The sequence below is a fragment of the Pseudomonas sp. Irchel s3h14 genome, assembly GCF_900187425.1.
In the GTDB taxonomy this organism is placed as follows: domain Bacteria; phylum Pseudomonadota; class Gammaproteobacteria; order Pseudomonadales; family Pseudomonadaceae; genus Aquipseudomonas.
On the sequence record NZ_FYDJ01000001.1, the window covers coordinates 768,031 to 779,729 of the forward strand.

Annotated in this window: 12 protein-coding genes; 4 read left to right on the plus strand and 8 right to left on the minus strand. The window is 57.4% G+C overall.

Annotated elements, in window-relative coordinates; all coding sequences use genetic code 11:
- Positions 1-58 precede the first annotated feature (58 nt).
- Entirely contained in the window at positions 59-853 is a 795-nt protein-coding gene (gene speD, locus CKW16_RS03655; protein WP_095127236.1) for an adenosylmethionine decarboxylase, read from the plus strand.
- 83 nt (positions 854-936) lie between these two features.
- Here the strand turns inward: speD and coq7 are convergent, their stop codons facing one another.
- The 6 genes from coq7 to hemJ form a co-directional block, all read right to left on the minus strand.
- Entirely contained in the window at positions 937-1,584 is a 648-nt protein-coding gene (gene coq7 / locus CKW16_RS03660; protein ID WP_008147238.1) for a 2-polyprenyl-3-methyl-6-methoxy-1,4-benzoquinone monooxygenase, read from the minus strand.
- 171 nt (positions 1,585-1,755) lie between these two features.
- Entirely contained in the window at positions 1,756-2,094 is a 339-nt protein-coding gene (locus CKW16_RS03665) for a histidine triad nucleotide-binding protein (protein WP_008147240.1), read from the minus strand.
- A gap of 82 nt (positions 2,095-2,176) precedes the next feature.
- Positions 2,177-2,965 (minus strand): SDR family oxidoreductase, encoded by a 789-nt coding sequence (locus CKW16_RS03670; RefSeq protein ID WP_095127237.1) that lies wholly within the window; start codon positions 2,963-2,965, stop codon positions 2,177-2,179.
- A 62-nt stretch (positions 2,966-3,027) separates the two neighbouring features.
- A complete protein-coding gene (locus tag CKW16_RS03675; protein ID WP_095127238.1) occupies positions 3,028-3,993 on the minus strand; it encodes a DUF805 domain-containing protein in 966 nt (321 codons plus the stop codon).
- An 86-nt stretch (positions 3,994-4,079) separates the two neighbouring features.
- The gene (locus tag CKW16_RS03680; RefSeq protein ID WP_095127239.1) at positions 4,080-5,048 is read right to left on the minus strand and encodes a nitronate monooxygenase family protein; all 969 of its coding nucleotides are present in this window, start codon (positions 5,046-5,048) and stop codon (positions 4,080-4,082) included.
- Between the two features lie 33 nt (positions 5,049-5,081).
- Positions 5,082-5,510 carry a protoporphyrinogen oxidase HemJ gene (hemJ, locus tag CKW16_RS03685; RefSeq protein WP_095127240.1) on the minus strand — a complete coding sequence of 143 codons (429 nt, stop codon included), beginning with the start codon at positions 5,508-5,510 and terminating at the stop codon, positions 5,082-5,084.
- 136 nt (positions 5,511-5,646) lie between these two features.
- Here hemJ and argC point away from each other — a divergent pair, with 136 nt between their 5' ends.
- Both argC and erpA read left to right on the plus strand, forming a co-directional pair.
- The gene (argC, locus tag CKW16_RS03690) at positions 5,647-6,681 is read left to right on the plus strand and encodes an N-acetyl-gamma-glutamyl-phosphate reductase (protein WP_046045401.1); all 1,035 of its coding nucleotides are present in this window, start codon (positions 5,647-5,649) and stop codon (positions 6,679-6,681) included.
- A 168-nt stretch (positions 6,682-6,849) separates the two neighbouring features.
- Positions 6,850-7,200 (plus strand): iron-sulfur cluster insertion protein ErpA, encoded by a 351-nt coding sequence (erpA, locus tag CKW16_RS03695; protein ID WP_007947969.1) that lies wholly within the window; start codon positions 6,850-6,852, stop codon positions 7,198-7,200.
- An 80-nt stretch (positions 7,201-7,280) separates the two neighbouring features.
- On the opposite strand, the gene CKW16_RS03700 is transcribed toward erpA, so the two are convergent.
- Together CKW16_RS03700 and CKW16_RS03705 are read right to left on the minus strand one after the other, a co-directional pair.
- Complete coding sequence (locus CKW16_RS03700) at positions 7,281-8,372, minus strand: anhydro-N-acetylmuramic acid kinase (RefSeq protein WP_095127241.1); 1,092 nt, start codon at positions 8,370-8,372, stop codon at positions 7,281-7,283.
- 3 nt (positions 8,373-8,375) lie between these two features.
- Positions 8,376-9,800 carry a peptidoglycan DD-metalloendopeptidase family protein gene (locus CKW16_RS03705; RefSeq protein WP_095127242.1) on the minus strand — a complete coding sequence of 475 codons (1,425 nt, stop codon included), beginning with the start codon at positions 9,798-9,800 and terminating at the stop codon, positions 8,376-8,378.
- 212 nt (positions 9,801-10,012) lie between these two features.
- Between CKW16_RS03705 and tyrS the strand changes: the two genes are divergently transcribed.
- Entirely contained in the window at positions 10,013-11,212 is a 1,200-nt protein-coding gene (gene tyrS / locus CKW16_RS03710; RefSeq protein ID WP_056741332.1) for a tyrosine--tRNA ligase, read from the plus strand.
- Positions 11,213-11,699: the final 487 nt, after the last annotated feature.

Genomic DNA, 11,699 nt, shown 5'->3' on the forward strand with positions numbered 1-11,699 from the left:
ATCTGACGGGCATGCTTGATCATGCGGCCGGGCCGCAATACATAGAGAGTCTTTAACGGTGAAAAGCAAACTCAAGCTCCACGGGTTCAATAACCTGACAAAGACCTTGAGCTTCAACATCTATGACATCTGCTACGCGGAAACCCCGCAAGACCAACAGGCTTACGTCGAGTACATCAATAAAGAGTACAACGCGAAGCGCCTGACGCAGATCCTCACAGAAGTTGTCGATATCATTGGTGCCAACATCCTGAACATAGCCAGTCAGGACTATGAACCCCAGGGCGCCAGTGTCACGATTCTGATCTCCGAAGAGCCGGTGACCCCAACCGACAGTCAGATCGAAGAGTCCCCGGGCCCGCTGCCTGAAATTATCCTGGCCCACCTCGACAAGAGCCACATCACGGTGCACACCTACCCGGAAATCCATCCGGACGATGGCATCGCGACGTTCCGTGTGGACATTGATGTGTCGACCTGTGGCGTCATTTCACCGCTCAAGGCGCTCAACTTCCTGATTCACCAGTTCGATTCGGACATCGTGACCGTGGATTATCGCGTGCGCGGCTTCACCCGTGACGTGGAAGGCAAGAAGCACTTCATCGACCACGAGATCAACTCTATTCAGAACTACCTTTCCGAAGACACCCGCGACGCGTACCAGATGACCGACGTGAACGTGTACCAGGAAAACCTGTTCCACACCAAAATGCTGCTGAAGAACTTCGAACTCGATAACTACCTGTTCGGCGACGCCACCAGCAACCTGTCTTCTGAGCAGCGTGCTCAGGTGACCGAGCGTGTGAAACACGAAATGCTGGAAATCTTCTACGCGCGCAACATGCCGAACTAAATTGTAGGAGCAAGGCTTGCCCGCGATTGCGTCCTTGAGATCGCCATCGCGGGCAAGCCTTGCTCCTACGAACGCCCCTGAGGTCAGATCCGGTAAGTACTTTTGGTCATGACCTTGGCCATCAGGCTCATGCCGAACTTCACCGGTGCCGGAAAGCGGAAACCCCCAGCCTCCAGCGCGCTTTCGGCGTGGTGTTCTTCATCAATGCGCATCTGCTCGAGGATCGCCCGGGACTTTTCGTCCTCGGCCGGCAGTTGCTCAAGGTGTTCGTTCAGGTGTTTGCAGACCTGATGCTCGGTTGCGGCAACGAAACCCAGGCTGACTTTATCGCTGATCAACCCGGCCACCGCACCAATCCCGAACGACATGCCGTAGAACAGCGGATTGAGAATGCTGGTGTGGCTGCCCAACTGTTTTATGCGTTGTTCGCACCAGACCAGGTGGTCGATTTCTTCTTCGGCGGCATGCTCCATGGCGGCGCGCACTTGCGGCAGCTTGGCGGTCAGGGCCTGACCCTGATACAGCGCCTGGGCACACACTTCGCCGGTATGGTTGATGCGCATCAGACCGGCGACGTGCCGGGTGTCTTCGTCGCTCATTTGCGCATCCGGCTGCACGATAGCGGGCGAAGGACGGTACGGCTGACCACTGAAGGGCAACAAGGTACGCATCGCGGCATCGGCTTGCAGCAGAAGGCGGTCAATCGGCGAGTAGTGACGTTGGGTTGTCATGCTGACCTCCGGGAAGAATCTCGGCGGCCAGTTTAACCCAATCGGCCGGGGAAGGTTTGCGCTGGGTCATTGCGACGCAGGCTTCTTCTGTAGGAGCACAGCTTGCTGGCGATGGCGATTTCAATGACGCCATCGCCAGCAAGCTGTGCTCCTACAACGGAGGGTAATGAATCAGCCCGGCGGCCAATGCATCTGGCGCTGACCCAGCACGTGCATATGAATGTGATAGACGGTCTGCCCACCCAGTGGATTGCAATTCATGACCACGCGGAAGCCCTCTTCGCAGCCCAGTTCCAGGGCCAGACGCTGGGCGGTGAACAGAATATGCCCAGCCAATGCCTTGTCGTCCTCGGTCAGGTCGTTAAGCGTGCGCACCGCTTTTTTCGGGATCACCAGAAAATGTACCGGTGCCTGTGGGGCGATGTCGTGGAAGGCCAGTACCTGGTCGTCCTCGTAAATGATCTTCGCCGGGATTTCCCGGTTGATGATCTTGGTGAACAGAGTATCCACAGCTGTTTTCTCCGTTGTTTGGGCTGGCCTGAGTGTAACCATGGGTTATGCCCGAGCCCAGCCTTTTACCTTGAGGGTGCGATCAGCGCGGGCAGTAAGCCTTGTTGACCATGCCGGCGATTGTCCGGGTCAGCCAGCGGGAGCCGAGTCGCGGCAGGAAGGCGCGCCAGCGGTTGCGTCGACCCGGAATAATGATGGCGCGATTTTTCTCCAGAGCCCGCACGGTGTAGAGCGCGACTTCCTCGGGGCTCATCAGCATTTTGCTGTCGATCAGTTTGCCAGCGTCCAATTGCGCGGTGCGGAAAAACGCCGTTCGGGTAGGGCCGGGGCAGAGCACCGACACTTTGACCGCGCATTTTTTCAGTTCGACGCGCAACCCTTCGGAAAAGTGCAGCACATAAGCCTTGCTGGCATAATAAGTACTCATCCACGGGCCGGGATGGAACGCCGCCACCGAGGCGACATTCAAAATCTGACCGCCGCCCTGCAGCGCCATACTGTTGCCGATCGCGTGACACAGGCGAGTGAGTGCGAGGATGTTCAGTTCGATCAGGTCCTGCTCGGTCATCCAGTCCTGAGCCAGGAAAGGACCGCAGGTGCCGACGCCGGCGCAGTTGACCAGCAAATCGATCTGTCGGTCACCTTCCTCCAGCTCCAGCAGAAAACCGGACAGCCGTAGCGGCTCGCCGAGGTCGCAGGCTCGGAACAACACTTCCACGCCAAAGCGTTGAGTCAGTTCAATCGCAATACTTTCCAGCTGATCACGCTGACGGGCCACCAGAATCAGGCTGCGGCCGCGCCGGGCCAGCGCTTCGGCCATCGCCAGGCCGATGCCGCTGGAAGCGCCAGTGATCAGAGCGTAACGGGTCATGCATTTCTCCATCGCAACAGCTCCGCGCCGGCGACGCAGGTGTCACGGACGGGGAGCGCTGTTCATTCTTTCGCAGAGTCTACAGGGGGCTGGGCTGCTTCGGCTGCTTCGTCGGCCGAATTTGGCGCTGGCTCTGCTTCCACGGCGGTTTGATCTTCGATCTCTTCGGTGGTCACGGAGTCACTTTCATAGCTGCTCTGGGTGGCGCTTTCGTATTCGCTCTGGAGGGTAGTAAGGCCGCCGCTCAGTCCGCCGATGAACAGGATCGCGATAAACACCAGCCACAGTGAAGACAAGACCTTGACCGCGGTGCTATTGGGCGGTGGTGGCGCACCGTATTGATTGGCGGTGTTATTACCTGGCGCAATCATCATCACGAACGGAAAGATGCTGCCCACGAACGGCACGAGGGTCAGCAGCCAGAGCCAGCCAGACCAGCCGATATCGTGCAGACGCTGGACACTGAACTGAATGCTGACGAACGCGAGCGCCACGACGAGAATAAAGGCCAGCAAGCCACCGAGAATCAGGCCGGCGGTCGAGTCCGTAGTGATGAGGGCCAAGCCGAAAACAGCAAGCACAGCGCCAACACCAAGGGTCACCAGCGTCAGCGACATCGTCCAGGCCAGGTAACGCAAGCGGCCAATGCGGCCGTCGAAGCTGAACGGCTTGAGTGTGGAAAACTCAGGCAAAACTTCGCCAACGGTAGCCCGGGGTGGTGCGTAAGGGGATTCGGGATCTGCCGCGACGCCAGGGGAGTGTTCATGAACGTTGGACAGGTTCAGCTCGATCGAGGGTTCGGATTCAATCCGGGCATCGATACCGGTTTTTGTCAGCGCCTGGAGATAAGTTTGCGCATCGACCTGCGACAGGTCGCGTTTGAGTGCAACCGGCCTGCCACTGAACAACCGCTCGATGGCCGTCACATCGCTTTTGAACAGCTCGGCGAGATTGAGCTTGGCGGTGGTGACGTCAACACCTGGTAGCAGAGCGCCGTCGAACACGATCTTGAAACGGTTTTCGCTCATTGCGAGGCATCCTTGTCGCGAATGTTTCAGGGAGTCTTGCTGATGGAGTGTAAGGCCAGTCGGAATGGACTGACCAAGTTTTACAGTCAGCGTGGCCAGCGTTTGGGCAGCGCTGCCGCCAGCTCCAGTGCTTTTCGGTACTCGGTATCGAGGCGAGCGACCAATTGATCGACACTCGGCAGGTCGTCGATCTCGCCGACACCCTGGCCAGCGGACCAGACGGTTTTCCAAGCTTTGGCTTCATCGCTTACGGGTTTGAGTTTGGAGCCGAAGTTCACCTCACCCTTGCCTTGCAGCGCTTTCATGTCGAAACCTGCAGCCTCAAGGCTCTGACGCATAAAGCTCGCCGGTACTCCCGACACCGCTGGAGTATGGACGATGTCCGCCGCTCTGGAAGTCAGCAGCATCTCTTTATAGGCGTCAGACGCATGACTTTCTGTGGTGCCGATAAATCGCGTACCAAAGTAGGCCAGATCCGCACCGAGCAATTGTGCCGCGAGAATCTCGTGGCCGTGGTTCAGGCAGCCGGCCAGCAGCAGGGTCTTGTCGAAGAATTGGCGGATCTCGGCAATCAGCGAGAACGGGCTCCAGGTTCCGGCGTGTCCACCGGCGCCTGCTGCCACCGCGATCAAACCGTCGACCCCGGCCTCGGCAGCTTTCTCTGCATGGCGACGAGTCGTCACGTCATGGAACACCAGACCGCCATAGCTGTGCACTGCATCGACCAGTTCTTTCACGGCGCCGAGGCTGGTGATCACGATCGGCACTTTGTGCTCGATGCAGATATCCAGGTCCGCTTGCAGCCGCGGGTTGCTGTTGTGGACGATCAGGTTCACCGCATAAGGCGCCGGATTATCCAGTATCGCCAACCCTGCTTCGATCTCTTCCAGCCAGGCCTTGAAGCCACTGCTCTCGCGCTGATTCAGTGCGGGAAAGCTGCCCACCACGCCATTACGGCAGCAGGCGAGCACCAGTTGTGGGTTGGAGATCAGGAACATTGGCGCTGCCACCACCGGCAGACGCAAGCGTTGTTCGAGCAGAGCGGGCAGCGACATTGGAAGTACCCCGGTGATTTGTGCTTATTGGAGTTAGAACGGCCGAACGATGACCAGAATTACAATAGCCAGCAATATCAGAACCGGCACTTCATTGAACCAGCGATAAAAGACATGGCTGCGGGTGTTCTCGCCACGGGCAAAACGTTTCACCTGGGCGCCGCACATGTGGTGGTAGCCGATCAGGATCACCACCAGGGTCAACTTGGCGTGAATCCACGCACCCTGACTGAATATGCTTGGGTTCAGGCCGATCAGTGCGATGCCGAAAATCAAGGTGGCGATCATCGCCGGCCCCATGATGCCGCGGTACAGCTTGCGCTCCATGATGCTGAAGCGTTCCTTGCTGACGGTGTCTTCGCTTTGGGCGTGATAGACGAACAGGCGCGGCAGGTAGAACAGGCCGGCAAACCAGCAGACCATGCTGACGATGTGAAGCGCTTTGAGCCACAGATAAAGCATTTTTTAGTTATTCCCAGGTTCACGGTAGCCCGAATAGTAGAGGCTTGAGGCTCCGCACGTCACCTTGCCGGTTGTCGCAGGACGATACGGGCCCTATTATCGACGGCTTTCCAGTGGGTTCGTTGAGGGCAGGTTTATGGTCAAGGTCGGTATCGTCGGCGGCACGGGTTACACCGGTGTCGAACTGCTGCGTCTGTTGGCGCAACATCCGCAAGCTGAAGTGGCAGTCATCACTTCCCGATCCGAGGCCGGTCTGGCCGTGGCTGATATGTATCCGAACTTGCGCGGTCATTACGATGGCCTGGCGTTCAGCGTTCCGGACATCAAGACGCTGGGCGCTTGCGACGTTGTGTTCTTCGCCACGCCTCACGGTGTTGCCCATGCGTTGGCTGGCGAACTGTTGGCGGCCGGGACCAAAGTCATCGACCTGTCGGCGGACTTCCGTCTGCAAGACGCTGATGAGTGGGCCAAGTGGTACGGTCAGCCGCACGGCGCGCCGGAACTGCTGGAAGAGGCGGTCTATGGCTTGCCGGAAGTCAATCGCGAGCAAATCAAGCAGGCCCGTTTGATCGCCGTGCCGGGTTGCTACCCGACTGCTACGCAATTGGGTTTCCTGCCATTGCTGGAAGCAGGTCTGGCCGATACCACTCGCTTGATTGCTGACTGCAAATCCGGTGTCAGTGGTGCCGGTCGTGGCGCGTCTGTAGGTTCGCTGTACTCCGAGACGTCGGAAAGCATGAAGGCTTACGCCGTCAAAGGTCACCGTCACTTGCCGGAAATCCGCCAGGGCCTGCGTCGCGCTGCGGGCAAGGACGTCGGTCTGACGTTTGTTCCGCACCTGACGCCAATGATTCGAGGTATCCACTCGACGCTCTACGCGACGGTCGTGGATCGCTCCGTGGATCTGCAGGCGCTGTTTGAAAAGCGTTATGCCAACGAACCGTTCGTCGATGTCATGCCTGCCGGCAGCCATCCGGAAACCCGCAGTGTGCGCGGTGCCAACGTTTGCCGTATTGCCGTGCATCGTCCACAGGATGGTGATCTGGTGGTGGTGTTGTCGGTAATCGACAACCTGGTCAAAGGTGCGTCGGGGCAGGCGGTGCAGAACCTGAACATCCTGTTTGGTCTGGATGAGCGCTTGGGTCTGTCTCATGCAGGCATGCTGCCGTAAGGCTTTATCCTGCTCAGCAAAAAGGCCCGTCTGACGGGCCTTTTTGCATTCCGGGCTTACGATTGGGTTGATTGATATACCGTAACAATAGTTGACCGATTTTCTAGGAGAAGCGGATAATGCGCGTCATCACGCATTATGGCGGCGTAACGCCGGGAGATAGTTAGCATGAGCGTCGAATCCTTCACCCCCACGGCTTTGCAATTCACCCACGGTGCCGCGCACAAGGTGAAGAGCCTGGTCGATGAAGAGGGGAATGATCGCTTGAAGCTGCGCGTATTCGTTACGGGCGGCGGTTGTTCAGGTTTTCAGTACGGCTTCACCTTCGATGAGGAAGTGGCCGATGACGACACCATTGTCGAGCGCGAAGGGGTGAGTCTGGTCGTTGATCCGATGAGCTTCCAGTACCTGGCAGGTGCCGAGGTGGATTATCAGGAAGGTCTGGAAGGTTCGCGCTTCGTGATCAAGAATCCGAACGCCAGCACCACGTGTGGCTGCGGCTCTTCGTTCTCGATCTGATCGCAAGTCACCGCATCACCAAGCGCCGCATGGCCTCAGGGCTCTGCGGCGTTTTGCTGTCTGGGATCTGGTATGGATGGTCAGGCAGGGTAGATGGCGCCGAGTACGCGCAGGCCGCTTGCGCCGGTGACGCTCGGGCGATTGGCAGCGATGCCTTCAAGGCAGCAATGGGCCAGCCAGGCGAAGGCCATGGCTTCGACCCAGTCCGGGTCTACACCGTAAACCGCGGTGCTGCTGACCTTGGTGTTTGGCAGCAAGCTGGCCAAGCGGTCCATCAGCGTGGCGTTGTGGGCGCCGCCGCCGCAGACCAACAGTTCCTGGGTATCTGATTGAGCGCTTTGCAGTGACTCGACGATGGTCAGGGCGGTCAGTTCGAGCAGGGTGGCCTGCACGTCTTCGGCGGCGAAGGTCGACAGTTTCGATAGATGTTGTGTCAGCCATGGCAGGTTGAACACTTCGCGGCCGGTGCTCTTTGGGCCTTTGGTCACGAAAAATGGATCGCTCAGCAGTTCATTCAGCAGAATCGGTTCGACCTTGCCGCTGGCAGCCCATTGGCCATCGCGATCAAAGTTGTCTCCGCGTTGCTGGTGAATCCACGCATCCAGCAGAACATTGCCCGGGCCACAGTCGAAACCGGCTACCGGTTTGCCGGGTTCAATCAGGCTGAGGTTGCTGAATCCGCCAACGTTCAATACCGCGCGATTGCCTGCGCGCTCTTCAAACAACGCTTCGTGAAAGGCCGGGACCAGTGGGGCGCCTTGTCCGCCAGCCGCAACATCGCGGCTGCGGAAGTCGCTGACCACGGTGATGCCGGTCAGCTCGGTCAGAAGGGCGGGGTTGCCAATCTGCACGGTGAAGCCGCGCGCCGGCTCGTGGCGAATGGTCTGGCCGTGGCTGCCAATCGCGCGAATGTCTTCGGGTTTCAGTTTTTGTTGGTCGAGGAGGGTATGAATGCCCTTTGCTGCCAGGTTCACCCAGTTTTGCTGGGCGATGGCGGAGCGGGCAATCTCGTCCGGGCCGCTGGCGCACAAGCCAAGCAGCTCGGCGCGCAGGGATTCAGGCATTAGGGTGTAGTGCGTGGCGATCAGGTTGATCGTCGGAGTCAGCTCGATCAACGCAATGTCCAGGCCATCGAGGCTGGTCCCGGACATCACACCTATATAGAGCGTCATGGCTTAGCGCTTGCTCGAAGCCAGCTGCGTGGATTTCTCTTGATCCATGCGCGCCATCAGCGGTTGGCTCTGCGCGAGGAAACGTGCGCGTTCAGCTTTGGAGATCGGATCGGCCATCGCCACCTTTTGGCCTAGTGGGTCGACGTGCACGCCATTGACCTGGAACTCGTAATGTAAATGCGGTCCGGTGGAAAGTCCGGTGGTGCCGATGTAGCCGATCACCTGGCCTTGTTTGACGCTACTGCCAGTCTGCACGCCTTTGGCAAAGCCCTGCATGTGGCCGTACAGCGTACGGTAGGTGTTGCCGTGCTGGATGATCACGGTATTGCCGTAGCCGCCACGGCGACCGGCCAACAACACTTTGCCGTCACCGGCTGCCTTGATTGGGGTGCCGCGAGGCGCTGCATAGTCGACGCCTTTGTGAGCGCGGATCTTGTTCAGGATCGGATGCTTGCGGCCCATCGAGAATTTTGAGCTGATGCGGGCGAAGTCCACCGGGGTACGGATAAACGCCTTGCGCATGCTGTTGCCGTCAGCAGTGTAGTAGCTGCTGTTGCCTTGTTTATTGGTGTAACGCACGGCGGTGTAGGTCTTGCCGCGGTTAGTGAAGCGAGCGGAGAGGATCGGGCCGTTGCCGACAGCCTTGCCGTTGACGACCTTCTGTTCGTAGATGACATCGAACTGGTCACCCTGGCGAATATCCTGGGCGAAGTCGACGTCATAGCCAAACACGCTGGCCATGTCCATGGTCAGGCTGTGGGACAAACCGGCGCGTGCAGCGGACTGCGACAGCGAGCTGTTGATCACGCCATGAACGTAGGCAGAGCGCACGGTCGGCTTGGCGGTAATGCGGTTGAATGCATAACCCTTGTCATTCTTGGTCAAGGTGATGCTTTCGACGTCGCTGATCTTGCTGTGCAGATTGGTCAACTGGCCATCGGGGCTCAGTTCGAATTCGAGTTTCTGGCCATGTTTGAGTTGGCTGAACTGCTTGGCCTGCTTGTCACTGGCCAGCACTTCATGCACCGAAGTTGCTGGAAGGCCGACTTTTTCAAACAAGGTGGAGAGGGTGTCGCCTTTAGAGACGATCACTTCCCTGTGGTTTGGAGACTTTTTTTCTTCGATCACAGGCGCCGGCGATGGCGCGGCCTGAGCGGTTTCCTGGGGTTCTTCGGCGCTGTTTTCGATCTGCGCAAAAGGGGAAGCTGCTGGCTCATTTGTGGCTTGGACCGCTTCGGCAGCGTCTTGATCTTGTGTCAGTTGTTCAGCTGGGCTTTCCAGTTCAAGACTCAGGGTCGTCTTTTTGGCTTCAACATCACTGGAAGGGAATACCAGAAGCGCCAGGCTCAGAAGGGCGGCGATGCCACTTGCTGCGAGCAGGTGGGTCTTCGGGTAAAGCGGTGGCGCTTTAGACGATTCTTTGGTCATAGGTAATTTTTGACTTTGAAAAAGATGAATTGGAAAAGATGAATGACATGATGAAGATGAAATAACTGTATAAAATATAACCAAATCATCTCTGAAGCAAGTCCGCGAACGCTGTGTCCGTGGATTGGCGTCCGTGCGCCGGGCAAAACTTGTATTTGACGCGCGATCTTGTATGGTTGGTTCCCTTTGAATTCGAGCCTTGCGGGTCTGTTATGAAGTCGGTTGAAGAGCAGCTAGCGCTGATTAAACGTGGTGCGGAAGAACTGTTGGTCGAGTCCGAGCTGATCGAAAAGCTCAAGCGTGGCCAGCCGCTACGTATCAAGGCAGGCTTCGATCCGACCGCGCCGGATTTGCACCTGGGGCATACCGTGCTTATTAATAAGCTGCGCCAGTTCCAGGAGCTGGGGCATCAGGTGATCTTCCTTATAGGTGACTTCACCGGGATGATCGGCGATCCGAGCGGTAAGAGTGCGACGCGTCCTCCTCTTACCCGCGAGCAGGTTCTCGAGAATGCCGAGACCTACAAGACCCAGGTTTTCAAGATTCTTGATCCGGCGAAAACCGAAGTTGCGTTCAACTCCACCTGGATGGATCAGATGGGGCCGGCCGACTTCATTCGCCTGACTTCGCAGTACACCGTAGCTCGCATGCTCGAGCGCGACGACTTCTACAAGCGCTACACCACCAATCAGCCAATCGCCATTCATGAGTTTCTCTACCCGCTGGTTCAGGGTTACGACTCGGTAGCCTTGCGCGCGGATGTCGAACTGGGTGGTACTGATCAGAAGTTCAACCTGTTAATGGGGCGTGAACTGCAGCGTGGATATGGTCAGGAGGCTCAGTGCATTCTGACCATGCCGCTGCTCGAAGGTCTGGATGGCGTGAAGAAGATGTCCAAGTCCTTGGGCAACTACGTGGGTATCCAGGAAGCTCCAGGTGTCATGTACGGCAAACTGGTTTCCATTCCGGATGCGCTGATGTGGCGCTACTTCGAATTGCTCAGCTTCCGCTCCATGGATGAGATCAATGCATTCCGTGCCGATGTCGAGGCGGGTGCCAATCCGCGTGATATCAAGATCAAGCTGGCCGAAGAGATTGTTGCGCGTTTCCATGGTGAAGAGGCTGCGGCCAATGCTCACCGTGCGGCGGGTAACCGGATGAAGGAAGGCGAGCTGCCGGACGATCTGCCGGAGATCGAATTGACTGCTACTGAAGATATGCCGATCGCTGCTGTCCTTAATAAGGCAGGCCTGGTCAAGAACTCGGCTGTCGCGCGGGACCTTCTAGGTTCTGGTGGTGTGCGTATAGACGGTGAGGTTGTCGATCGCACCTTTATATACGTACTGGGCGCGACCCATGTTTGCCAGGCCGGGAAGAAGGCATTTGCGCGTATTACGCTCAAATCCGAATAAAGCTCAAATTAGGTGTTGACGGCAGATTCTGGAAGTCTATAATTCGCCCCACTTCCGGCGCAGTCGAAACGGAAAACTCCTTGGTAAACAATGAGTTACGCAGTTTTCGACAGCGAGTTGCTTCAGGTCATCGAAGCCCAGAAGGAGTCGGTCAGGCAGGGTGGTTTAGCTTGATGGACGATTCGATCTTCTCGGTCGAAAGCGGAACAAAAGAGGTGTTGACAGCAGCGACTAACGCTGTAGAATTCGCCTCCCGCTAACGAGAGATCGCAAGCGCAAGTGGTTGAAGTAGCAAAGGAAACTTTGAAAACTTCGGAAAATAACCGCTTGACAGCAACAGAGGCTGCTGTAGAATGCGCGCCTCGGTTGAGACGAAAGATCTTAACCAACCGCTCTTTAACAACTGAATCAAGCAATTCGTGTGGGTGCTTGTGGAGTCAGACTGATAGTCAACAAGATTATCAGCATCACAAGTTACTCCGCGAGA

Excerpts from the sequence above, each read along its gene's own strand:
- CKW16_RS03670 (WP_095127237.1), bottom strand. The coding sequence starts at position 2,965 with ATGACCCGTTACGCTCTGATCACTGGCGCTTCCAGCGGCATCGGCCTG.
- CKW16_RS03705 (WP_095127242.1), bottom strand. The coding sequence starts at position 9,800 with ATGACCAAAGAATCGTCTAAAGCGCCACCGCTTTACCCGAAGACCCAC.
- CKW16_RS03675 (WP_095127238.1), bottom strand. The coding sequence starts at position 3,993 with ATGAGCGAAAACCGTTTCAAGATCGTGTTCGACGGCGCTCTGCTACCA.
- CKW16_RS03680 (WP_095127239.1), bottom strand. The coding sequence starts at position 5,048 with ATGTCGCTGCCCGCTCTGCTCGAACAACGCTTGCGTCTGCCGGTGGTG.
- erpA (WP_007947969.1), top strand. The coding sequence starts at position 6,850 with ATGAGCGTCGAATCCTTCACCCCCACGGCTTTGCAATTCACCCACGGT.
- CKW16_RS03700 (WP_095127241.1), bottom strand. The coding sequence starts at position 8,372 with ATGACGCTCTATATAGGTGTGATGTCCGGGACCAGCCTCGATGGCCTG.
- argC (WP_046045401.1), top strand. The coding sequence starts at position 5,647 with ATGGTCAAGGTCGGTATCGTCGGCGGCACGGGTTACACCGGTGTCGAA.
- coq7 (WP_008147238.1), bottom strand. The coding sequence starts at position 1,584 with ATGACAACCCAACGTCACTACTCGCCGATTGACCGCCTTCTGCTGCAA.
- hemJ (WP_095127240.1), bottom strand. The coding sequence starts at position 5,510 with ATGCTTTATCTGTGGCTCAAAGCGCTTCACATCGTCAGCATGGTCTGC.
- tyrS (WP_056741332.1), top strand. The coding sequence starts at position 10,013 with ATGAAGTCGGTTGAAGAGCAGCTAGCGCTGATTAAACGTGGTGCGGAA.